The following is a 23,048-nucleotide window of genomic DNA, read 5'->3' as shown; positions in this document are numbered from 1 at the left end:
CGGCGGCGTGATGAACACGCCCGAAATCCGCCTGCAGATTGAAAAACATCCCGCCAATGGCGTTTACCGTTGGGCAGAACCGACGAAACGACAGGCGTAGCTGAGCGGTTCGACATCAACTTTCGCATTGACGTGGTCCGGCGTGCGGAAGTCCAGTTGTGCAGACCTTCCCGAGGGGAATTTTCTCTGCATCCACCAGGATCTCGCCTAAGCATCGGGCGCTGTCGCTGTCGCTGTCGCTGTCGCTGTCGCTGTCGCTGTCGCTGTCGCTGTCGCTGCGGGCAGCGTGGCTGAACTGCCGCAGGGCCCGAGGGCGTCCGCCGGTCTGTCGCGGCGCTCAGGAGAACCAGCGCAGGAAGGCAGCGGCGGTCAGTGCAGTTGCGCCCGCCGCGAGCAGCCAGCTCCAGAGCAGGCGACCCCGAGCCTCGCGGATGCCGGGACCGGCAAGGAGCAACGCGGCCGACAGCCCGATGCCGGCCAGTGCGCAGCCCATCTTGATCGCCAGCGCCGCGACCGCCACCCCGTGGATGTCGGGAAAGGCGCCATACCAGTAGTAGCTCGTCGCGCCGAATGCTGCACCGGAGGCGCCCTGCAGCATCCACCCGCAGAGCACCATCCAGGCCGGCGCACGTCGCATCGACGGGCCTGGATGGGCGGGCCACAGCACGAACAGCGGGGCGCCCACCACCGCGACCGCACCGAAATTGTGGGCGACCTGGACCAGCGCGTACGTGGCGTTCTGCCAGTCCATCGCCGGGTCGCTCCTTGCTGGTCGGCAGTGCGGGCCGTCAGTGCGCCGCGGGCGCTACTGCACGCTCACCTTGATGCACTTCTCGACCCCGATCGGCGTGTGCGCCTTGTTCACGACCTTGATGCAGATGTCGTGAGCCCCTGCGGCCAGCGTCGCGAGGGTATGGCTGCCCTTCAGGCTGCGCAGGATGGCAGCCTCCTTGCCGTCGACGTAGAGATGCGTGTGGTCGCCCTGCGGGCCGGGCTCGACGGCGTAGACGATCTTCGTCTGGGCCATTGCGTCGAGCTTCGCGCCATCGGCTGGGGACTCGATGGTCACGGAAGGGTCTGCGGAGAACGCAGCGAAAGGCACGCAGGCAAGCGCTGCAAGCAGCAGGCGTTTCGGTCCGGACATGGTTGTCTCCTTTCTGGATTCGTCGACACCATGCGGCGGGGGCATTCCGCCGCCATGAACAGCCTACTCCGGCGCGAATGCACGTGACTCGGTCGCCTTCGTGGCGCAATGGTTTTCGAGACGATTGCCGCCCGCCAGTCGCGGCGGGTTCACCATCATTCATTCTTCCAACGGGAGCACAGCATGTCGTTCGAGCAGATCCAATACGCCGTCGACGACGGCGTCGCAGTCGTCACCCTGAATCGGCCGCGCAAGCTGAACGCCTGGACGCACCGGATGGCCGCGGAGTTGCGAGAAGCCATGCGGCTTGCGGACGCGGCCGATGCGGTTCGCGTGATCGTGCTGACCGGCGCCGGCCGCGGCTTCTGCGCGGGCGCCGACATGGACCTGCTGGAAGGGATCGGCGACTCGGCCGCGCACGACGACGACGGCGTGCCGCGCCTGCCGCCCTACGATCCGCAGAGCCGCCCGGATTTCCACGGCCCGTTCAGCTATTTCCCGGCGGTGAGCAAGCCGGTGCTGTGCGCGCTCAACGGCGTCGCCGCGGGACTTGGATTCGTCTATCCGCTCTACTGCGACATCCGCTTTGCGAGCGCTGATGCGTATTTCCTGTCCGGCTTTTCCCGGCGCGGCGCGGTCGCCGAGCATGGCTGCGCCTGGCTGCTCTCGAAACTGGTCGGAATGGCAAATACCTTCGACCTGATGTATTCGGGACGAAAGGTATCGGCGGACGAGGCGCAGCGGATGGGGCTGGTGAACCGCGTGGTCTCGGCCGGAGAACTGATGACCGAGACGATGGCCTACGCCAGGATGCTGGCCAGTGAAGTCTCGCCGCGCGCATTGCGGGTGATGAAGCGCCAGATCTGGGACGCGCAGTTCCGCACTCTCGGCGAGGATATCGCGGTGTCGCTCGCCGAGATGGCGCTCAGCTTCCGTAGCGAGGATTTCCGGGAGGGCGTCGCGCATTACGTGGAACGGCGCCCTCCGGCATTCACCGGCAAATGAGAGGTCTTGCAGGTCGGAGTGCTTACGGGAATGCGCGGATTAGAAATTCGCTGAAAATCCGAATAGACTTGCGTCCTCACTTCATTTGCTGAACGGAATCGCCATGGCCAGTCTCAAGGAATTGATCGCAAGGAAATCGGCCCTCGACAAGCAGATCGCCGAAGCGCGCCAGCGTGAAGTCAAGGAAGCGATCGCGAATGTCCGCGCAATCGTCGCCGAGTTCGAACTGACCGCCGCGGACGTGTTCCCGAAGGCCGGATCCAAGCCCAAGCGCGCCGCACGCCGTGCTACTTCCGCCCCCGCGCCCGCCAGGTATCGCGATCCCGTCAGCGGCAAGACCTGGAGCGGGCGCGGCAGGGCGCCGAACTGGATCGCCGGAAAGGAACGGGCGGAATTCGAGATCCGCTGAAGTTTCCCGACGCGCAATCGAACGAACGTCCGAAATGTCCGTTTCACTGAATCAGGTCCGGGAGCGAGGATGAGCGTCCAATCCAGGGGTCCGGTGAAGATCGAGCGTGACGGCCGGATCGTCCGGGTCACCTTCGACAGCGGGCGCCGCGGCAATCCCATGTCGCGCGCCGCGATGCAGGCGCTGCTCGAGACGGCCCAGGCGCTGGAAACCGACCCGCACATCTCGGCGATCGTCGTCACCGGGCCGCCCGGCCTGTTCACCTACGGCTTCGATCTGGGCGAAGGGGCGCCTGCCGCCGACATCGGGCTCGCGGAGCGCCGCGAGATCCTGGCGGTGGGGCCGCGTATGTGCGCCGCCTGGGAGCGGCTCGAGCCGCTGACGGTGCTCGCCACCGAGGGCTGGTGTGTCGGCGGCGGGGTGGCGCTGGCGGCGTCGTTCGACTTGCGCGTCACCGACACCAGCGGCGGCTTCTACGTGCCGGAGGTGGAGCGCGGCATGAACATGAGCTGGGGTTCGGTGCCTCGGCTGGTCAACCTGGTCGGTCCTTCGCGGGCGAAGCGGCTGGTGATGCTGGCTGAGAAGATCGACGCGCCCACAGCGGCCGCCTGGGGCCTGGTCGACGAATGCGTGCCCGCGGGGCAGTCGCTGGCGCGCGCAATGGAGTTCGCGCAGCGCGCCGCGCAGATGCCGCCGGTGCCGCTGCGGATGTGCAAGGCGGGGATCAACGCCTACGCCAATGCGCTTGCCGCCAGCACCGCCGCACTGGATCGCGACCAGTTCATCCTGGCGCAGATGGGCGAGGACTACCGCGAGGGTGTCCAGGCCTTCCTGGAGAAGCGCGAGCCGGTCTACCGCGGGCGCTGAGGCGCGCGACCCGCGCTCCGTGGTTCGTCAGCCGGGCTCACCGGGCTCACCGGGCAGGCGCTCGATCAGCTGCGCGCCTTCGTGGTGCGCGTCGTTGACGGCGGTGGACACCGGCCACGCGCGGATCGCTGCGTCGGGCGCTGGCCGCAGCAGCTGGGCGGCCTGCGCCGCCGGCGTGTGCGGGTCCAGCCACCGGGCCACGCCCGCGGCATCGAGCAGCACCGGCATGCGCTCGTGGATCGGGCGCATCGTCCCGTTGGGTCCGGTGGTGAAGAGGGCCACGCCCGCTTCGTCCCAGTGCCCCAGCACTCCCGCAAAGGCGAGGAAGCCTCCCGACGACGCGCTGACGTACCAGGGCTGCTTGCGGGCGCCGGGGTCGTTCGGCGCCTGCCACTCGTAGAAGCCGTCGGCCGGCAGCACGCAGCGTTCGTGCATCAGCCGCCAGGCCCAGGGTTTGGCGACGCTGTCGTCGCGGACGTTGGGCACGCTGCCATTGCGCTTGAGCCCCCAGCGCAAGGTCTGCGCCCGCCGCCCCTCCGGGCCCTGCAGGATCGCCAGGACCGGGCTGCCGGGCGCGATGTTGTAGCGGGGCAGAAGCGGCGGCGTCGCGCGCAGGTCGAATCCTTCGACCAGCCGGCTGCCTGGTCCGTAGAGCACGTAGCGTCCGCACATGGGCGCAGTCTACGCCGCGCGGCGCGCGCGTTCAGTGCGGCGGCGGGAGGTCCGCGCCCAGGCTGCGCCTCGCGATCCAGCCCAGATAGGCCCAGGGGTCCAGCCCGCCGCGTCCTCCCGCGGATTGCGGCGGGGTGATCGGCGCCGGTTCGCTGGCCCGCCGCGCCACTGCAAACGAAAAGACGTAGAACGGCTCCTGGCCCATCCGCAGGTCGGTGATCCGCACCACGCCGTCGCGCTCGTTCACGCTGAAGAAGCCCTTGGTGAACCACGCGATGCGGGCAACGGGCTCGAGCGTGCGCAGCTGCCCGTGCAGCGCCGCGTCGCGGGGGAAGGTGTCGAAGCGCACCGGGCGGCCCCGGTCGAGCAGCGAGACGAAGCCCTCGTCGTAGCCGTGCTCGCGCATCACCACGACCCGCCACAGCAGCGTGTTGAAGGGCGCCGGCGTCACGAGCACGCGCTCCACCGGCGCGCCGGCGGCGCCTGCCAGTTGCGCGCGGACGGCGGCGGTGACCTGCCACTGCGCCGCGGCGCTCCAGGCGAGGTAGGCGGTGGAAAGCGCGAGCCCCGCGAGGTTCCACGTCAGGTGCCCCGGCCTTCGCGCGCGCACCGCGACCGCCAGTCCCACCAGCAGCGGGATCGTGTAGAGCGGGTCGATGATGAAGATGCTGCCCACCCCGAAGGGATGGTTGCTGAAGGGCAATGCGAGCTGGGTGCCGTAGACGGTCATTGCGTCGAGCAGCGCATGCGTCACCAGTATCAGCCAGACCGCGAGGAGCCTGCGCCCGAAGCCGTCGCGCCAGGAACAACTGCCGCGGCCGAAGACCCCCGCCAGGGCCGCCAGCAGTGGCGCCGCCAGCGTCTGCCAGAACAGCGCATGGGTCTGCGCCCGGTGCAGCGTCATGTTGCTGACCGGATCGCCGTGGTCGATCAGCGCGTCCAGGTCCGGGAGGGTGCCGCAGACGCCGCCCCACAGCGCGGCCTTCCAGGGCGCGGTATGCCGGCCCATGACGGCGACGCCGACGGCGGCGCCCAGTGCGAATTGAGAGATGGAGTCCATGGGCGCGCAGGGTAGCGCAGTGGCGCCCGGCCCGCATGGGGCCGACCGGGGCCGACCGGGGCCGCCGTGGATGGATGCCCCCGGTCGGGGTGCGGGGCAGGACGCCCCGCACCTCTCGACGATCAGGAGCAGGAGGCCGAGTTCGCCAGGATGACCGGCCGAAGCGCCCGCACCGTGCCGCCGTCGTCCGGGCCGATCGTGTTGTCGGTGAACGCGCAGCCAAAGGTCGGCGCCGCCACGGTGGCCGGCGTCACCACGTCATCCCCGGCCGGCTTGATGCCGTCGCGCTCCCACCGGACCATCGCCTCGAAGGCATCGACCTGCTCTGCAACCGTAAAGTCGCAGTGGCTCGCGCCGCGGATCGCGCGCTGCACCAGCCATGCGCCGTTGCCCTTGGCGTCGGTGCGCTGGCGGAAGGTCTGCTGCATGCTGAAGGGCACGAACAGATCGCCCAGCGTGTGGATCGACACGACGGGAATCCTGAAGTCGCCGTTCACCTTGGGCACCCAGCGAAGGCCGTCGGTGCGCAGCCGGTTGGCGTCCGGCTCCGGTGACACCTTCTGCACCGCCGCGTTCAGCGCGGTCGAGCCGGCCGCGTCACCGGTGATCGTGTAGGTGTAGCCGGTGGTGTCGAGCACGTTGTGATTCAGGATGCCGCTGATGGTGCCGTCGCCGCCGAAGGTGCCCCAGGCCGACGGGAAGCTGCCGCCGACGGCGATGCCCAGGTCGAACATCGGGCGCACACCGCCGGTGATGTTCTGCAGCACCGACAGGTATTTCTGGCCGGTGACCGTGGGCGTGCCCGGGAAGGTCTGGAACAGGGTGCTGGTGACCAGCCCGCTGATCTCCGACCACTTCTGGAACGGATAGCTGGGCACGCCGGCGATCGCCTGGGCGGTGACCTGCATCGCAGCGAACTGGTTGAAGAGCTCGGTGTCGCCCATCACCCCGCACATCGGCACCGCGCCGTGGTAGCGGACCCGGTTGTTGGCCGTGGTCTGCGCTTCCTCGTCGATCGCCGCGCCGGTGACGTGACCGCCCATCGAGTGGCCGGTGATGTACAGGCGCGAGGGCTCGGGGAGCGGGCGGGAATTGGCCGCGGCGATCTTCGTGAACTGGAGCGCGAGCGCGTTGGTGTCCTCGACGCCGGCGCGCACGTCGTAGTGGTTGCGGCTGTAGCTCGAAGCCGCCCAGGCGTAGCCGTTCTGGATCAGGTGGCGGCGGATGCTCGGGTCGCTCACGGTGAGCGCGCTGCCGGTGCCGCGGTAGCCATGCGCGTACATGACCAGCTTGCCGTTCCAGTTGGCCGGCACCTCGATGCGATAGGACGCCCCGCCGAGCACGCCAGCCCAGCGGCTGGTGGTGCTCATGTCGACCGTGTCGGTCGGCGCCGCCGCCATCGCGGCGAAGGTGGTTGCCGCAGCCTCCGCCGGAGCGTAGACGCGGGCGTCCTGGGGACGGGGAGCTTCGGGAACCGGGGCGGGATCGCCGTCGCCGCCGCTGCTGCAGGCGGCGAGCGCGCCGACGACCGCCAGGGCGAGCGCCGACAATCTGAGTGCGGGGTAGGGGTGCATGTTGGTCTCCGGGTTCATTTTTTTGATGCGCCCGCGCGGCCAGCCCGCGCGAGGCTGCAACGATGCTACCCAAGGCGGCCCCGCTCCGGTGGCCGATCTGCCGGTGGCAAGGGATTTCCCGAGGGCTGCGCTTTCCGGCCTGCGCCGGCTCCGCAGGGGCTTCCCTTCGCCGGCGCGCGTGGGTTACGTTGCGCGGGATCACGAAATGAGCCTGAGGTGAGGAGAGATCCATGACGAATTTCTCGGTGAACGGCCAGCCGCATCGCTTCGATGGCGATCCCGACATGCCGTTGCTCTGGTACCTGCGCGATCTCGCCGGCATGACCGGCACGAAGTACGGCTGCGGCCAGGGGCTGTGCGGGGTCTGCACCGTCTGGATGGACGGCGAACCGGTGCTGTCCTGCACCCTGCCGATGCGCGGCCTCGACGGGCGCGCGGTCACGACGATCGAAGGCCTGTCGCCCGACGGCAATCATCCGGTGCAGGAGGCTTGGCGCGTCCTGAACGTCGCGCAGTGCGGGTACTGCCAGAGCGGCCAGATCATGATGGCGGCCGCGCTGCTGAAGACGAACCCGCGGCCCACCGACGAGCAGATCGACGAGGCGATGCGCGGCAACCTCTGCCGCTGCGGCACCTACCCCCGCGTGCGTGCGGCGATCAGGCACGCTTCGAAGGAGGCATGAGCATGCGTGTCCAGGATGCATCGCAGGTGCTCAACCTGAGCCGGCGCGGATTCCTGCAGGGCGTGGCGGCCGGGTCTCTCGTGCTTGCGTCCGGCCTGCCCGGGGCGCTGGCCGCCGAGCCGAAGAAGTACGGCGCGCACGCGATGAGCGGCGGGTTGAAGGACGATCCGAAGGTGTTCCTGTCGATCGGCGAGGACGGCCTGGTCACGCTGCTGTGTCACCGCGCCGAGATGGGGCAGGGCGTGCGCACCAGCTGGGCGATGGTGGTCGCCGACGAACTGGAGGCGGAGCTGTCGCGGGTGCAGGTCGGCCAGTCGCCGGGCGACGAGGCGCGCTACGGCAACCAGAACACTGACGGCTCGCGCAGCATGCGCCACCATTTCGACGCGCTGCGCCGGATCGGCGCGTCGGCGCGCCGCATGCTCGAGGAGGAGGCGGCGTCGCGCTGGCGGGTGCCGCTGGCGGAGGTGCGCGCCGACAACCATGCGCTGGTGCATGCGCCCAGCGGCCGGCGCCTGGGCTTCGGCGAGCTGGCCAAGGGGGCGTCGGCGCGCCAGGTGCCTGCGCGCGAAACCCTCTCGTTCAAGCCCGTGGAGCGCTTCCGCTACATCGGCAAGGAAGGCATGGGCCTGGTGGACAACGTGGAGATCACCACTGGCAAGGCGCGCTACGGCATCGACTCCTGGGCCAGGGGCATGGCCTTCGCGGTGGTGGCCCGCCCGCCCGTCTACGGCGCCCGGCTCAAGCGCTTCGATTCGTCGCGGGCCGAACGGGTGCCCGGCGTGCTCAAGGTGCTGCCGATCGACTTCCCTGGCATCCCGTCGGCCTTCCAGCCGCTGGGCGGGGTTGCGGTGATCGCTGAGAACACTTTCGCGGCGATCAAGGCGCGCGGCCTGCTCGAGATCGAGTGGGACGAAGGGCCCAACGCCCAGTACGATTCGGCGCGCTATCGCGAGACGCTCGAGGCTGCGGCGCGCCGACCCGGCAAGGTGGTGCGCGACCAGGGCTCGGTGGATGCCGCGCTGGCCGGCGCGGCCCGCCGCGTGGAGGCGTCGTACTACATCCCGCACCTGGCGCATGCCACGATGGAGCCGCCCTCTGCCACCGCGCGCGTCACTGCCGAGGGCTGCGAGATCTGGTGTAGCGTGCAGAACCCGGAGGCGATCCGCATCGACCTGAGCAAGCGCCTCGGGCTGCCCATGGAAAAGGTGATGGTCCACCCGCTGCTGCTGGGCGGCGGCTTCGGGCGGAAGTCGAAGCCGGACTTCGCGATCGAGGCCGCGATCCTCTCGCGGGCGATGGACGGCCGCGTGGTCAAGCTGACCTTCACCCGCGACGACGACCTGCACCACGGCTTCTTCCATACCGCGTCGGTGGAGCGGATCGAGGCCGGGCTGGATGCCTCGGGCAGGCCGGTCGCCTGGCTGCACCGCACGGTGGCGCCGACGATCCTCTCGATCTTCGTGCCCGGCGCGAAGAACGAGGCGCCATTCGAGCTCGGCATGGGCGCGGTCGACGTGCCCTTCGCAATCCCCAACCTGCGGGTCGAGAACCCGGAGGCCGAGGCGCACACGCGGATCGGCTGGTTCCGTTCGGTGTCCAACATCCCGCATGCGTTCGCGATCCAGAGCTTCGCTGCGGAGCTTGCCGCTGCGGCCGGGCGCGACCCGAAGGATTACCTGATCGAGCTCCTGGGCCCGGACCGCTCGATCGACGCGGCCGAGATGTCAGACGGATGGCTCTACGGAGAGGATCCCAAGCGCTATCCCTTCGACACGGGGCGCCTGCGCCGCGTGATCGAGCGGGTGGCCAGCGAGGCAGGCTGGGGGCGCAGGCTACCCAAGGGGCATGGCCTTGGCATCGCGGCACACCGCAGCTTCGTCAGCTATGCCGCGGCGGTCGTCGAGGTGGCGGTGGGACCGAAGGGGGAAGTGCGGGTGCCGCGCGTGGACATCGCGATCGACTGCGGCGCGGTGATCAACCCCGACCGCGTGCGCTCGCAACTTGAGGGTGCGGTGATCCAGGGACTCAGCCTGGCCATGACCGGCGAGATCAGCTTCCGGCGCGGGCGCGTGGAGCAGAGCAACTTCCACGACTACACGATCGCCCGCATCGACGAGGCGCCGCGGGACATCCGCACCCACCTGGTGATTCCCACCGGCTATGACAGTCCGCTGGGAGGCGTCGGCGAGCCGGGCGTGCCACCCGTGGCCCCGGCGCTGTGCAACGCGATCCACGCGGCCACCGGCAAACGGATCCGCAGCCTGCCGATCCGGGGGCAGCTGGCGTGATGGCGAGCAGAAACGCGAGCAGAAAAGCAGAAAGCCGGCGCGAGCCGGCTTTCTGGGTACTGTGGCGCGCCCGGAAGGATTCGAACCTCCGACCACCTGGTTCGTAGCCAGGTACTCTATCCATCTGAGCTACGGGCGCGCTGAGCCTCGAACTATAGCATAAGCATTGGCAGCGTGCGCAAGCCTGGGGGGCAAAATTACCTGCCTGTTGCGCGCAGCGCAGTCTTCATCAGGTCGGCCATGGTGCGCGCGTCCAGCTTGTCCATGATGTTGGCGCGATGCGCTTCCACCGTCTTGATGCTGATGCCGAGATCGTCGGCGATCTGCTTGTTCAGGCGGCCGGCCACGATCAGGTCGAGCACCTGGCGCTCGCGCGAGGTCAGTCGCTCCAGCCGCTCGGTTGCGGCGCGCTCCGCGCTGCCCTGCTCGTGGGCGCGGCCGGCGCTGTCCAGGCTCTGGCGCACCAGCGCGCACAGTTGCGCATCGTTGAAGGGCTTCTCGAGGAAGTCCACGGCGCCCTTCTTCATGCTCGCCACCGCCATCGGCACGTCGCCATGGCCGGTGATGAAGATCAGCGGCAGGCGGTAGCCGCTGCGCACCAGCTCGTCGTGCAGCTCGGGGCCGGTCATCCCAGGCATCCTGACGTCCAGGACCAGGCAGGAGACCGCCGCCGGGCCGGAGCCCGCGCGCAGCATTGCGAGGAAGTCCTCGGCGCTGGCGAATGAGCGGGCGCCGAAGCCGTTGGCTTCGAGCAGCCACTGCAGGGAGTCGCGCACCGCCTCGTCGTCGTCGACGATGTAGACGATGGAATCGGGCGGCGTGGAGGAGGGGGTCTGGCTCATGTCGTGCTTTTCGGGAGGGATGGTCAGGCGGCCCTGGCCACCCTGGTGCTTGCGCCGGCGGTGCCCAGCGGGAGGGTGAAGCGGAAGGTGCAGCCGCCCCATTCGTTGGTCTCGGCCCAGAGGCGGCCCTGGTGCGATTCGATGATCGAGCGGCAGATGTTCAGCCCCATGCCCATGCCTTCGGCCTTGGTGGTGAAGAAGGGCTCGAAGAGCTTGGCGCGGGCTTCCGGGGTGAGTCCGGGCCCGACGTCGGCCACCGCGAAGTCGATTGCGCCGCCGAGCACCCGCACCGAGACGCGCAGCACCGGCGCGGTCGCGTTGCGCATCGCGTCGATGCCGTTCTTGGCCAGGTTGAGCAGCACCTGCTCGATCAGGATGGGGTCGACGTTGAGGGTCGGCGGCTCCGGCGGCAGGTCGATCTCGATGCGCACGCCCAGGCGCTGGGCGTCGATCTCGGCCAGGCCGATCGCGTCGGCGACGATCTTCTCGACCTCGCAGTGCCGGCGCTCGGGCTCACTGCGCTTGACGAACTCGCGGATGCGGCGGATGACCATGCCGGCGCGCTCCGCCTGCGCGGCGGTCTTGCCCAGCGCCTGCAGCATTTCATCGGCGTCGAGCTCGGCGCCGGCGGCCACGCGGGTACGGATTCGCGCGGACAGGCCCATGCAGTAGTTGGCGATCGCGGTCAGCGGCTGGTTCAGTTCGTGGGCGAGCGAAGACGCCATCTCGCCCATGGTGACCAGGCGCGAGGTGCGCTGCAGCTTTTCGTCCTGCCTGCGGTGCTGTTCCTCCGCCTCGTGGCGGCGGCTGACGTCGGTGGCCACCACCATGCGCACCGGCCGCCCGTCCACCCAGCGGATGCGGCGGGCGCGCACCTCGTACCAGCGGCCCAGGCGGGGCAGCAGCACTTCGCGCGGCAGCCAGCCCGGCGCCGAGTCCTCGGTGGCCTTCAGCAGCGGCGAGAAATCGGCCGCATGCTCGAAGAGGTGGCGGAAGGTGCGGTTGGTGAACAGCGGTGCGATGTGGTCGGCAGGCGTCGTGCCGGGGCCGGTGGCGGGCGGCAGCACGCACACCGCAGCTTCGAGTTCGTCGAGCACCGTGGTGAAGCGCTCGTGCGCTGCAGCCAGCTCCTCGCGGATGCGCTTGGGCTCGGAGATGTCGGTCATCGACGTCATCCAGCCCGTCTGGGTGCCGTCGCGGGCCACCAGCGGCGACACATACATCCGCACGAAGCGCACGCTGCCGTCCTTGCGGTGTACCGTGCCCTGGAAGCCGCTGGCAGGGGCCTTGCCTTCGAGGACCGTGGCCAGTGCCTGCTGGTCGGCGGACGGGTCCTGGCGGTTCCAGTAGAGGTAGGGCGGCACTGCGCCCAGCAGCTCGCTGGCGTCGTAGCCGACGATCTCGCAGAAGGCCGGGTTCACGTAGGTGACGCGCCCCTCCATGTCGAAGGCGCGCATGCCGGTGAGCATGGAGTCTTCCATCGCCTGCCGGAAGGAGGTCTCGGCGGCGAGGGCGGTTTCGGCGTTGCGCCGCTTGGTGACGTCGTGGGCGACCGCGTACCACATGAGGCCGCGCTTGCTGCTGTCGCTGCGCGCGGACCAGTGGAGCCAGCGCCACTGGGTGGTGCCCGCGAAGCGCGCCTCGAAGCTGATCGCGATCGATTCGATGGCGCCGGTGCGCGGGCCGGCGGCCTGCGCCAGGGCCAGGCGCACCTCTTCCCGGTCTTCCGGGTGCACCAGGTCCAGCAGGTGCCTGCTGGAGCCGTCCGGGCCGAAGAAGTGGTCGAACGCGGGGTTCATCCGCAGGAAGTTGCCCTGCTCGTCGAACACGCACATCAGGTCCTGCGAGAACTCGAACAGCCGGTCGCGCTCGGCCTCGGCGGCGATGCGCCGGCGCGAATGGCGCCAGAGCAGCAGCAGGCTCACCGCGCTGGCGATCGACAGTCCGATCACGACCACGACCAGGCTGCTGCGGACCAGGCTGGGCCGGGTGTCGAATGCGAAGGCGCGCAGCCGGATGCCGTGGCCTGGGGGGTCGAGCGGCAGCTCGTAGCCCAGGTTCGTTTCGTGGATGGTGCGCGGCGAGGTGCTCACCAGCGGGTTGCCGCCCTGGTCGACCAGGTGGATCTGGTAGCGCTCCCGGACTTCCGGCGACAGCGCTTCGGTCAGCAGCCGGCTCAGCGAGTAGCCGGCGACCACGGTGCCCGAGAAGACGCCTTCGCGCAGGATGGGCACGTGCAGTTCCACCGTGAGCTCATTGTCCTCGCCCAGGAAGGGCTCGCTGAACGCAGGGCTTCGGCTGGCGCGGGCCTCGTGGAAGACGTTGTAGCCGGCGGAGTCTTCGATCTGGGCGCCCGGGGTGCGGTTGCGCGTGACGCTGACCACACCGCGGCCGGGCAGCATCCAGAGCACCTTGCGGTCCGGGGTGACGCGGGCCAGGTACATCACGTCGGGGCTGCGCTGCAGGAATTCGCGGCCGCGCGCCCGCGTGTCCTCGAGCTGGTCGGCAAGCGCCCAGTCGGGCGCCGAGGCGACGATCGCGTCCTGGTCCTCCCGCAGCGCGAGCCGGATCGACTGCTGCGCCCATTCGATGTCGCGATAGAGTGTCTGGCGCTGCTGATCGAGGCCCACCCGGTTCAGGTACCAGAGGAAGCCCGCGATCAGCAGCGCGAACAGGATCAGGCCCAGGGCGGGCGTGAGCGTGAACCACTTGAGCGCGCGCAGCTCGGCGCGCGAAGAGGAGGAGAGAGCCTTGTCTGACATGTCGTTGGGCGGCTCCGCGCAGTGTAGGCGTCGACAGGCATTGCGTCCATTCGCGACTACGCCAGGATATGAAAGTCCTTCCTGACCGATCCGGTGCGGAAGGAGAAAATGTCACGATATGAAACGACATTCCGAATCACGGAAGTTTTCCTTGTCAGTTTAGACAGCGCTCTCTAGAATCGGCCGGGAAGACCCCGTCAAGCAGAACCCAGGAGACAGCCATGTCCGCGGCGCCCGAAAGCTCGCCTCTGCCCCAGGATCCGAACGACCTGGATCCGGTCGAGACCCGCGAATGGCTCGATGCCCTCGAGGCGGTCATCGAGCGCGAGGGCCCCGAGCGCGCGCACCATCTCCTCGAGCGGCTGATCGATCAGGCGCGCCGCTCCGGCGCGTTCATTCCGTTCTCCGCGCAGACCGCCTACATCAACACCATCCCGGTGCACCTCGAGGCCCGCTCGCCCGGCAACGCGGAGTACGAGGAGCGCATCCGCTCGTTCATCCGCTGGAACGCGATGGCGATGGTGGTGCGCGCCAACCGGCACGATCCGCCCGACGGGGGCGACCTGGGCGGCCACATCGCCTCGTTCGCCTCGCTGGCAACGATGATCGGCACGGGGATGAACCACTTCTGGAATGCGCCCCACGAGGGGCACGGCGGCGACCTGGTCTACTTCCAGGGGCACTCGGCGCCCGGGCTCTACGGGCGGGCGTTCCTGGAGGGCCGCCTCACCGAGGAGCAACTGGACAGCTTCCGCCAGGAGGTCGGCGGCAAGGGGCTGTCCTCGTACCCGCATCCCAAGCTGATGCCGGATTTCTGGCAGTTCCCCACGGTTTCGATGGGCCTGGGGCCGCTGATGGCGATCTACCAGGCCCGCTTCCTGAAGTACCTGCACGCGCGCGGGCTGGCCGACACCTCGAACCGCAAGGTCTGGGTGTTCTGCGGCGACGGCGAGATGGACGAGCCGGAGTCGCTCGGCGCGATCTCGCTGGCCGCGCGTGAGAAGCTCGACAACCTGATCTTCGTCGTCAACTGCAACCTGCAGCGGCTCGACGGGCCGGTGCGCGGAAACGGCAAGATCATCCAGGAGCTGGAGGGCGAGTTCCGCGGTTCCGGCTGGAACGTGCTCAAGCTGATCTGGGGCTCCTACTGGGATCCGCTGCTGGCGCGGGACAAGGACGGAATCCTGCAGCGGATCATGGAGGAGACGGTCGACGGCGAGTACCAGGCGTACAAGGCCAACGACGGCGCCTTCGTGCGCAAGCACTTCTTCGGCAAGCATCCGCGCCTGCTGGAGATGGTGTCGCGGATGACCGACGAGGACGTCTGGCGGCTGAACCGCGGCGGCCACGATCCGCACAAGGTCTACGCGGCCTTCCATGCCGCGGCCAGTCACCGCGAGCAGCCGACGGTGCTGCTGGTCAAGACCGTGAAGGGCTATGGCCTAGGTCCGGCGGGCGAGGCGAAGAACCCGACCCACCAGCTCAAGAAACTGGACTCGGAGTCGATCCGTCTCTTCCGCGACCGCTTCAACATCCCGGTCCCGGACGACAGGCTCGACGAGATCCCCTTCTACCGGCCGGATCCCGAGTCGCCCGAGATGCAGTACATGCTGGAGCGCCGGCGGGCGCTCGGCGGCTCGCTGCCGCAGCGCCGCCGGACCGCCGACGAGCATCTCGAGGTCCCGCCGCTGGAGGCGCTGCGGCCGGTGCTGGACGCCACGGCCGAGGGGCGGGAGATCTCCACGACGCAGGCCTTCGTGCGCATGCTGACCCTGCTGCTGCGCGACAAGGAGATCGGTCCGCGCATCGTGCCGATCGTCCCCGACGAGGCGCGCACCTTCGGCATGGAGGGGATGTTCCGGCAGCTCGGCATCTACGCCCACGAGGGGCAGAAGTACATCCCGGTCGACAAGGAACAGGTGATGTACTACCGCGAGGACGCGGCGGGACAGATCCTGGAGGAGGGCATCAACGAGGCGGGCGCGTTCTGCTCGTGGATCGCGGCAGCGACGTCGTACTCGACGAACAACCGCATCATGATCCCCTTCTACATCTACTACTCGATGTTCGGCTTCCAGCGGGTGGGCGACCTCGCCTGGGCGGCCGGGGACATGCAGGCGCGCGGCTTCCTGCTGGGCGGCACGGCCGGACGCACCACGCTCAACGGCGAGGGGCTGCAGCATCAGGACGGGCACAGCCATATCCTGGCGTCGACGATCCCGAACTGCGTCTCCTACGACCCCGCCTTCGCGCACGAGCTTGCGGTGATCGTCCGCCACGGGCTTGAGCGCATGGTGGAGAAGCAGGAGAACGTCTATTACTACATCACGCTGATGAACGAGAGCTACCCGCACCCGGGGCTGCGCGAGGGTGACCAGGAAGGCATCGTTCGCGGCGGCTACCTGCTGCGGCCCGGGCCGAAGAAGGCGGCGCACAGGGTCCAGCTGATGGGCTCCGGCACCATCCTGCGCGAGGTGCTCGCCGCGGCGGAGATGCTCGAGGAAGACTGGGGCGTGGCCGGCGACGTCTGGAGCATCACCAGCTTCACCGAGCTGCGCCGCGACGGTCTTGACTGCGATCGCTGGAGCCTGCTGCATCCGGGCGCGAAAGAGATCCGAACCCCGTGGGTCACCTCCATGCTCGAGAAGACCAGCGGCCCGGTCGTTGCGTCCACCGATTACATGAAGGCCTTTGCCGACCAGGTGCGCGCCTGGATCCCGACCGGGCGCAGCTACCGGGTGCTGGGAACCGACGGCTTCGGGCGCTCGGATTTCCGCTACCGGCTGCGCGAGCACTTCGAGGTCGATCGCCGCTTCGTGGCGGTCGCCGCGCTGCGCGCGCTGGCCGACGAGGGCGCGCTGCCGATGAAGAAGGTCGCCGAGGCCATCCGCAAGTACGGCATCGACCCCGAGAAGGCCGACCCCCACCATGCCTGAGCGCGCACGATACGAGGCCACCAGAACATGAGCACGATCGAAGTGAAGGTGCCAGACATCGGCGACTTCAAGGACGTCGAAGTGATCGAGGTGCTGGTCAAGCCGGGTGACCGCATCGCCGTGGAGCAGTCGCTGCTGACCGTGGAGTCGGACAAGGCGTCGATGGAGATCCCGTCGTCGGTGGCCGGCGTGCTGAAGGAGCTGAAGGTCACCCTGGGCGACCACGTGTCCCAGGGCACGCTGATCGCGATCCTCGAAGGCGAGGGCGCAGGCGCAGGCGAGGGCGAGGGCGAGGGCGAGGGCGAGGGCGAGGGCGAGGGCGAGGGCGAGGGCGAGGGCGAGGGCGAGGGCGAGGGCAAGACCGGAGGCGCTGGGCAGGCAGCTGTGCCGGGCGCTGCGCCGAAGGCTGATTCACCGAAGGCTGATTCACCGACGACCGATGCGCCGCCGGCCGCCGGAGCGGCTGCTCCGAGCCCTGCGCCCAGCCCTGCGCCGGCTCCCGCGCCGGCTCCCGCGCCGGCCCCGGAGGGCGGCCCCACCGCCGCCGCGAAGGCCGCGGCAGGCGCCGCGCAGCGCGTGCGCGAAGAGGCGCCGGTTCCGTCCCGCGTCCCGCCCACCGCCGAGCTGCCGCCGGCGCCCGCCGGACAGCCCAAGCCGCACGCATCCCCTTCAGTGCGCAAGTTCGCGCGCGAACTCGGCGTCGACCTCGCGCGGGTCACCGGCAGCGGCGAGAAGCAGCGGATTACCCATGACGACGTGCGCGCCTGGGTAAAGGACGCAGTCGCGCGCTCGGAGCAGGCGGCCAGGGCCGCCGCGCCGGCGGACGGTGGCGCGCCGCTCGGACTGATCCCCTGGCCCAAGGTGGACTTCGAGAAGTTCGGTCCGGTGAAGCGCGAGCGGCTGTCGCGGATCCGAAAGCTCGCCGCGGCCAACCTGCACCGCAACTGGGTGATGATTCCCCACGTCACCAATCACGAGGAGGCGGACGTCACCGAGCTGGAGGCCTTCAGGGTCAGGCTCAACGAGGAGCAGGGCAAGGCGGGCGTGAAGGTGACGATGCTCGCCTTCCTGGTCAAGGCCTGCGTCGCTGCGCTCAAGCGCTTCCCTGAGTTCAACGCCTCGCTCGATGGCGATGAACTGGTGCTGCGGGGCTACTGGAACATCGGCTTCGCCGCCGACACGCCCAACGGCCTGGTGGTGCCGGTGATCCGCAATGCCGACGACAAGGGCGTGCTGCAGATTGCCGCCGAGACCTCGGCGCTCGCCGCGCGGGCGCGCGAGGGAAAGCTGTCGCCCGCGGACATGCAGGGCGGCACCTTCTCCATCTCCAGCCTCGGGGGCATCGGCGGCACGACCTTCACGCCGATCATCAATGCGCCGGAGGTCGCCATTCTGGGGGTGTGCCGGGCGGCGACGAAGCCGATCTGGGATGGCGCGCAGTTCGCGCCGCGGCTGATGCTGCCGCTGTCGCTCTCCTACGATCACCGGGTGATCGACGGCGCGGCGGCAGCGCGCTTCAACGCCTACCTTGCTGCGCTGCTGGCGGACTTCCGCCGGGCGATGCTCTGAACGAAGGCAGGGACGACACCATGGCGCAGTTGATTGAAGTGAAGGTTCCCGACATCGGCGACTTCGATGAAGTCGAGGTGATCGAGCTGCTGGTCAAGCCGGGCGACACCATCCGCACGGAACAGTCGCTGGTCACCGTCGAGTCGGACAAGGCGTCGATGGAGATTCCCAGTTCCGCCGCCGGCGTGGTGCGGGAGCTGAAGGTGGCGCTCGGCGACAAGGTCTCGGAGGGCAAGGTGCTGCTGCTGATCGAGCCCCTGCCGGCGGAGCAGGCCGCGCCGTTTGCGCCCGGGCCGATCGGAGCGACACCCGCGCGCGCAGAGCCGCCGGCCGCGCCGGCCGCCCCGCAGGCGCCGGCCGCCCCGCAGGCGCCGCGCCTCCTGGACGCGGAAGCCGCGCCGCCCGCTGCGAGCTCGACGACGAAGCCAGCAGCCGCCACCGCCGTCGTCCTCCCGGCGGCGTACTCCGGGCCGGTCGATCTCGAGTGCGAGATGCTGGTGCTCGGCGGCGGTCCGGGTGGGTATTCGGCGGCATTTCGCGCCGCCGACCTCGGCATGCGCACCGTGCTCGTCGAGCGCTATCCGGTGCTCGGCGGCGTCTGCCTGAACGTCGGTTGCATCCCCTCGAAGGCGCTGCTGCACACCGCCGCCGTGATCGAGGCGGCCCGCGCGCTTGCCGCGCACGGCGTGCGTTTCGGCGAGCCGGAGATCGACCTCGACGCACTGCGCGCCAGCAAGGACAAGGTGGTGTCGCGACTCAACGTCGGCCTGGCGGCGATGGCCAAGGCACGCAAGGTCGAGCTGGTCCGCGGCAGCGGCAGCTTCCTCGATCCGCACCATCTTCGGGTCGAACTGACGGTGGGCAGCGGGCAGGAACGCAGCGGCGAGGTCCGGGTGATCCGCTTCGGGCAGGCGATCATCGCGGCGGGCAGCCAGGCGGTGCGCCTACCCTTCCTGCCCGAGGATCCGCGCGTGGTGGATTCCACCGGCGCGCTGGCGCTGCGCTCGCGCCCCGAGCGCATGCTGGTGATCGGCGGCGGCATCATCGGCCTGGAGATGGGCACTGTCTACTCGACGCTGGGCGCGCGCCTGGACGTGGTCGAGATGTCCGACGGGCTGATGCCAGGCGCCGACCGGGACCTGGTCCGGGTCTGGCAGAAGGTCAACGCCGGGCGCTTCGACCGGGTGATGCTGGGCGCGAAGGCGGTGCGCGCGGTGGCGCACGACAAGGGCATCCGGGTGTGGTTCGAGGGGGCAGACGCTCCGTCGGAGCCGCAGTTGTACGACCTCGTGCTCTCGGCGGTCGGGCGCAGCCCCAACGGGGCGCGGATCGGCGCGGCCCAGGCCGGTGTCCTGGTCGACGAGCGCGGCTTCATCGCGGTCGACGGGCAGATGCGCACCAACGTCCCGCATGTCTTCGCGATCGGCGATCTCATCGGCCAGCCGATGCTCGCCCACAAGGCCGTGCACCAGGGGCACGTGGCGGCGGAAGCGGCGGCCGGGCACAAGCGCTGGTTCGATGCGCGCGTGATTCCCTCGGTCGCCTATACCGATCCGGAGATCGCCTGGGTCGGGGTGACCGAAGACGAGGCCGCGGCCCAGGGCATCAAGCTGGGCCGCGCAGTGTTCCCGTGGAACGCATCGGGCCGGGCGATCGCGAACGGCCGCGACGAAGGCTTCACCAAGCTGCTGTTCGACGAACAGACCCATCGGGTGGTGGGCGGCGCGATCGTCGGCACTCACGCCGGCGACCTGATCGGGGAGATCGCGCTGGCCATCGAGATGGGCGCCGACGCGGCTGACATCGGCGGCACGATCCACCCGCATCCGACGCTCGGTGAGTCCATCGGGATGGCCGCCGAGGTCTTCGAAGGTGTCTGCACGGACCTGATGCCGGCCCGCAAGCCGCGTTGAGCCGCTGAGCCGCTGAGCCGCTGAGCCGCGGCGATGAGGGTCCGCTCGCGCGCGTCAGGCGTTCTAGAGCCTGGCCGTTCGTTCGGGTAAACCCCTTGGCGTATGTTGGCGGAACTGCCGAGCGTATGGAGTTTGTCCCTTGATGGGGCAATGAAGGCGTTTACACTCGGAGCATGTCCCGGTCACGGGGCATCGATTCGCTATCCCGGCCATGCGCTGGCGGCCCTTCATCAACGAAACAGGAGCTTCACACGATGGATCGTCGTTCCCTGATCAAAAATGCCGGGATTGCCGGCATCCTCGCGGCCGGCGCGGCGCCTGCCGTGCATGCGCAAGCGGCGGTGCGCTGGCGCCTCGCGGCGAGCTTCCCGAAGTCGCTCGACACCATCTTCGGCAGCGCGGAAATGCTCTCCAGGACCGTCAAGGCCATGTCCGGCGGCAAGTTCGAGGTTTCCGTGCACCCCGCTGGCGAACTGATGCCCGCCTTCGGCGTGGTCGACGCGCTGCAGGCCGACACCATCGAGATGGCGCAGACCGCCAGCTACTACTTCACCGGCAAGAACCCGATCTTCGCACTGAGCTGCGCCGCGCCCTTCGGCCTGACCGCGCGCCAGATGGCGTCCTGGAAGCTGCACGGCAACGGCCACAAGCTGCTCGACGCCTTCTTCGCCGAGTACAACTTCCATGCCCGCAGTGCCGGGAACACCGGCACGCAGATGGGCGGCTGGTACCGCAAGGAGATCAAGAGCGCGGCGGATCTCAAGGGGCTGAAGATGCGCCTGGGCGGCGGCCTGTTCGGCGAGGCGATGGCCAAGCTGGGCGTGGTGTCGCAGAACATGCCGGCCGGCGACGTCTATCAGGCGCTGGAGAAGGGCACGCTGGATGCCTGCGAGTTCGTCGGCCCGCACGACGACGCCAAGTTGGGCTTCAATAAGGTGGCTCCGTACTACTATTACCCCGGCTGGTGGGAAGGCGGCGCCGACCTGGAGTTCCTCGTCAACAACAAGGCCTATGCCAAGCTGTCCGGCGAGAACAAGGCGATCCTCGACGCTGCGATGGCCGTGGCCGCGACGGACATGACCGCCAAGTACGACGCGTTCAACCCGATCGCGCTGAAGAAGCTGGTGGCCGAGAAGACCCAGCTGAAGGCCTTCCCAAAGGCGGTGATGGATGCCGGCTTCAAGGCCTCGATGGAAGTCTTCGCCGAGCACGATGCGAAGTCGCCCGAGTTCAAGAAGATCCACCAGGACATGCGCGCCTTCCAGCGCGACCAGATCCTGTGGAACCGTTTCTCGGAGTATCCGTTCAACCAGTACATGAACGGGCAGAAGATCTGAGTCCGGCCCGGTCCCGGCGGCACGCCGCGGGGACCGGGAAGGAAAAAAGCCGCGCATTGCGCGGCTTTTTTCGTCTGTGGAGGACGGTAATCCGTCTTGCGCAGCCGCCGATCCCTACTTGCTTCCCTCCGATTTCAGGGCATCGCGCATTGCCTTCATCGGATCGTCTTCGGGAACCGGTCCGGCTGCGCCGTCAGCGCCCCCCTGAGGCTGCGGCCCGGCTCCGCCGGCCGGGGCCTCGCCTGCGGCGGGGGCTTCTCCTGCGGCGGGGGCTTCGTCAGAGGCAGGCGCCTCGTCGGCACCGTAAGCCTCCTCCTGGTCCTGTCCGGGCTCGGTGCCCAGGCTCTTGCGCATCTCCTCGCCGATCGCCTCCATGTTGTGCGTCTGCTTCTTCTCGAGGCTGCCGGTGACCAGCTGCGGGAACGCGATCAGGATGCCGACCATCGTGAGCTGGATGGCCAGGAAGGGGATTGCACCCTTGTAGATCTGCATCGTCGTCACCGGCTCCATGAGCTTCTTCGTGACGCGGTCGACGTAGGGCTTCTCCGGGGCCACCGAGCGCAGGAAGAAGAGGGCGAAGCCGAAGGGCGGGTGCAGGAACGAGGTCTGCATGTTGACGGCCAGCAGCACGCCGAACCAGATCAGGTCGATGCCGAGCTTGTCGGCCACCGGGGCGAGCAGCGGCACCACGATGAAGGACAGCTCGAAGTAGTCCAGGAAGAAGGCCAGGAAGAAGATCAGGACGTTGACCAGGATCAGGAAGCCGACGGGGCCGCCAGGCAGGTCCGACAGCAGGTGTTCCACCCAGATCGGGCCGTCAGCGGCCTGGAACACCAGGCTGAACGTGGTCGAGCCGATCAGGATGAACATCACGAAGCTGGCCAGCCTGGTGGTCGATGCCAGCGCCTGCTTCAGCAGGGAGAAGTCCAGGCGCCGACGTGCCCAGCCCATGATCAGCGCGCCCATGGCACCCATGGCGCCGCCTTCGGTCGGGGTGGCCACGCCCAGGAAAATGGTGCCGAGCACCAGGAAGATCAGCAGCAGTGGCGGGATCAGCACGAAGGTCACGCGCTCGGCGAGTCGCGATAGCAGGCCCAGCCCGGTGAGCCGGTTGACCAGCGCGATCACAAGCGCCACGAGGACGCCGCCGCACATGGCCACCACGACCTTCTCGTCGGTCGGCACCGACTCCACGACCTTGTCCAGCCACCAGCTGTGCACGGCCGGCATGTTCTGCGCGAGCAGGACTGCCACGGTGGCGGACAATGCGGCCAGGACGGCCAGCGAGGCGTAGCCGCCGCCGCCGTTCGGCTCTCGGAAGACACGCGCCTCCAGCGGCAGCGCGGGGGTTTGCGCGGGCTTGAGCACCGCGACCACGAGCACGTAGACGACGTACAGGCCGGCCAGCATCAGTGCCGGGACGAAGGCCCCCTTGTACATGTCGCCGACGCTGCGGCCGAGCTGATCGGCCATGATGATGAGCACCAGCGAAGGCGGGATGATCTGCGCCAGCGTGCCCGATGCGGCGATCACTCCGCTGGTCAGGCGGCGGTCGTAGCCGTAGCGCAGCATGATGGGCAAGGAGATCAGGCCCATCGAGATCACCGAAGCGGCCACCACCCCGGTGGTCGCCGCCAGCAGCGCGCCGACGAAGATCACCGCCAGTGCCAGGCCGCCGCGCATCGGACCGAAGACCTGGCCGACGGTGTCGAGCAGGTCCTCCGCCATGCCGCTGCGCTCCAGGATCAGGCCCATCAGCGTGAAGAACGGCACCGCGAGCAGAGTGTCGTTGGCCATGATGCCGATCAGCCGCTGCGGCAGCCAGGCGATCACCGTGGAGGGGAACACGCCGAGCTCGATGCCGACGAGGCCGAAGAACAGGCCGCAGGCGCCGAGGCTGAAGGCGACGGGGAAGCCGAGCAGCAGGAAGAAGATCAGCCCCACGAACATGATGGGGGCGAAGTTGGCGACGATGAATTCCATG

General features: G+C 69.0%; 17 protein-coding genes and 1 tRNA gene. 9 read left to right on the top strand and 9 right to left on the bottom strand.

Annotated features, from left to right (window positions below; translation table 11 throughout):
- Positions 1–337: 337 nt before the first annotated feature.
- Positions 338–751, bottom strand: a complete 414-nt coding sequence (locus HNQ70_RS03430; RefSeq protein WP_183964226.1) for a hypothetical protein — start codon at positions 749–751, stop codon at positions 338–340.
- A gap of 54 nt (positions 752–805) precedes the next feature.
- Positions 806–1,144: a hypothetical protein gene (locus tag HNQ70_RS03425; RefSeq protein ID WP_183964223.1), complete on the bottom strand. Its 339-nt coding sequence runs from the start codon at positions 1,142–1,144 to the stop codon at positions 806–808.
- A 108-nt stretch (positions 1,145–1,252) separates the two neighbouring features.
- Here HNQ70_RS03425 and HNQ70_RS03420 point away from each other — a divergent pair, with 108 nt between their 5' ends.
- The 3 genes from HNQ70_RS03420 to HNQ70_RS03410 all read left to right on the top strand — a co-directional run bounded on the left by HNQ70_RS03420 (position 1,253) and on the right by HNQ70_RS03410 (position 3,425).
- The gene (locus HNQ70_RS03420; RefSeq protein ID WP_246434576.1) at positions 1,253–2,149 is read left to right on the top strand and encodes an enoyl-CoA hydratase; all 897 of its coding nucleotides are present in this window, start codon (positions 1,253–1,255) and stop codon (positions 2,147–2,149) included.
- Between the two features lie 103 nt (positions 2,150–2,252).
- Positions 2,253–2,558, top strand: a complete 306-nt coding sequence (locus HNQ70_RS03415) for an H-NS histone family protein (RefSeq protein WP_183964221.1) — start codon at positions 2,253–2,255, stop codon at positions 2,556–2,558.
- A gap of 69 nt (positions 2,559–2,627) precedes the next feature.
- Entirely contained in the window at positions 2,628–3,425 is a 798-nt protein-coding gene (locus HNQ70_RS03410; protein ID WP_183964219.1) for an enoyl-CoA hydratase/isomerase family protein, read from the top strand.
- 27 nt (positions 3,426–3,452) lie between these two features.
- Here HNQ70_RS03410 and HNQ70_RS03405 read toward each other — a convergent pair whose 3' ends face one another.
- The 3 genes from HNQ70_RS03405 to HNQ70_RS03395 form a co-directional block, all read right to left on the bottom strand.
- Positions 3,453–4,097, bottom strand: coding sequence for an SOS response-associated peptidase (locus tag HNQ70_RS03405; protein ID WP_183964217.1), 645 nt, complete (start codon positions 4,095–4,097; stop codon positions 3,453–3,455).
- A 31-nt stretch (positions 4,098–4,128) separates the two neighbouring features.
- On the bottom strand, positions 4,129–5,157 hold the full coding sequence (locus HNQ70_RS03400) for a metal-dependent hydrolase (protein ID WP_183964215.1): 1,029 nt from the start codon (positions 5,155–5,157) through the stop codon (positions 4,129–4,131).
- A gap of 122 nt (positions 5,158–5,279) precedes the next feature.
- The gene (locus tag HNQ70_RS03395; RefSeq protein ID WP_183964213.1) at positions 5,280–6,731 is read right to left on the bottom strand and encodes an alpha/beta hydrolase family protein; all 1,452 of its coding nucleotides are present in this window, start codon (positions 6,729–6,731) and stop codon (positions 5,280–5,282) included.
- 230 nt (positions 6,732–6,961) lie between these two features.
- On the opposite strand from HNQ70_RS03395, the gene HNQ70_RS03390 reads away from it, so the two are divergent.
- A complete protein-coding gene (locus HNQ70_RS03390) occupies positions 6,962–7,414 on the top strand; it encodes a (2Fe-2S)-binding protein (protein WP_183964211.1) in 453 nt (150 codons plus the stop codon).
- 2 nt (positions 7,415–7,416) lie between these two features.
- Positions 7,417–9,705 (top strand): xanthine dehydrogenase family protein molybdopterin-binding subunit, encoded by a 2,289-nt coding sequence (locus HNQ70_RS03385; protein WP_221302600.1) that lies wholly within the window; start codon positions 7,417–7,419, stop codon positions 9,703–9,705.
- Between the two features lie 62 nt (positions 9,706–9,767).
- Here HNQ70_RS03385 and HNQ70_RS03380 read toward each other — a convergent pair.
- The 3 genes from HNQ70_RS03380 to HNQ70_RS03370 form a co-directional block, all read right to left on the bottom strand.
- Positions 9,768–9,844, bottom strand: a tRNA-Arg gene (locus HNQ70_RS03380).
- Between the two features lie 58 nt (positions 9,845–9,902).
- Positions 9,903–10,547 carry a response regulator transcription factor gene (locus HNQ70_RS03375; protein WP_183964207.1) on the bottom strand — a complete coding sequence of 215 codons (645 nt, stop codon included), beginning with the start codon at positions 10,545–10,547 and terminating at the stop codon, positions 9,903–9,905.
- A gap of 23 nt (positions 10,548–10,570) precedes the next feature.
- The gene (locus HNQ70_RS03370) at positions 10,571–13,309 is read right to left on the bottom strand and encodes a PAS domain S-box protein (protein WP_183964205.1); all 2,739 of its coding nucleotides are present in this window, start codon (positions 13,307–13,309) and stop codon (positions 10,571–10,573) included.
- A gap of 221 nt (positions 13,310–13,530) precedes the next feature.
- On the opposite strand from HNQ70_RS03370, the gene aceE reads away from it, so the two are divergent.
- The 4 genes from aceE to dctP all read left to right on the top strand — a co-directional run bounded on the left by aceE (position 13,531) and on the right by dctP (position 21,064).
- Positions 13,531–16,245, top strand: a complete 2,715-nt coding sequence (gene aceE / locus HNQ70_RS03365) for a pyruvate dehydrogenase (acetyl-transferring), homodimeric type (RefSeq protein ID WP_183964203.1) — start codon at positions 13,531–13,533, stop codon at positions 16,243–16,245.
- Positions 16,246–16,272: 27 nt separating this feature from the next.
- Complete coding sequence (locus HNQ70_RS03360; RefSeq protein ID WP_183964201.1) at positions 16,273–17,814, top strand: dihydrolipoyllysine-residue acetyltransferase; 1,542 nt, start codon at positions 16,273–16,275, stop codon at positions 17,812–17,814.
- A gap of 20 nt (positions 17,815–17,834) precedes the next feature.
- Entirely contained in the window at positions 17,835–19,727 is a 1,893-nt protein-coding gene (gene lpdA, locus HNQ70_RS03355) for a dihydrolipoyl dehydrogenase (RefSeq protein ID WP_183964199.1), read from the top strand.
- Positions 19,728–19,981: 254 nt separating this feature from the next.
- A complete protein-coding gene (gene dctP / locus HNQ70_RS03350) occupies positions 19,982–21,064 on the top strand; it encodes a TRAP transporter substrate-binding protein DctP (protein WP_183964197.1) in 1,083 nt (360 codons plus the stop codon).
- Between the two features lie 114 nt (positions 21,065–21,178).
- On the opposite strand, the gene HNQ70_RS03345 is transcribed toward dctP, so the two are convergent.
- Positions 21,179–23,047 (bottom strand): TRAP transporter large permease, encoded by a 1,869-nt coding sequence (locus tag HNQ70_RS03345; protein WP_183964195.1) that lies wholly within the window; start codon positions 23,045–23,047, stop codon positions 21,179–21,181.
- Position 23,048 lies beyond the last annotated feature (1 nt).

Source organism: Quisquiliibacterium transsilvanicum, from assembly GCF_014202215.1.
GTDB lineage: Bacteria > Pseudomonadota > Gammaproteobacteria > Burkholderiales > Burkholderiaceae_E > Quisquiliibacterium > Quisquiliibacterium transsilvanicum.
This window is presented reverse-complemented; position numbering and strand designations above follow the sequence as displayed.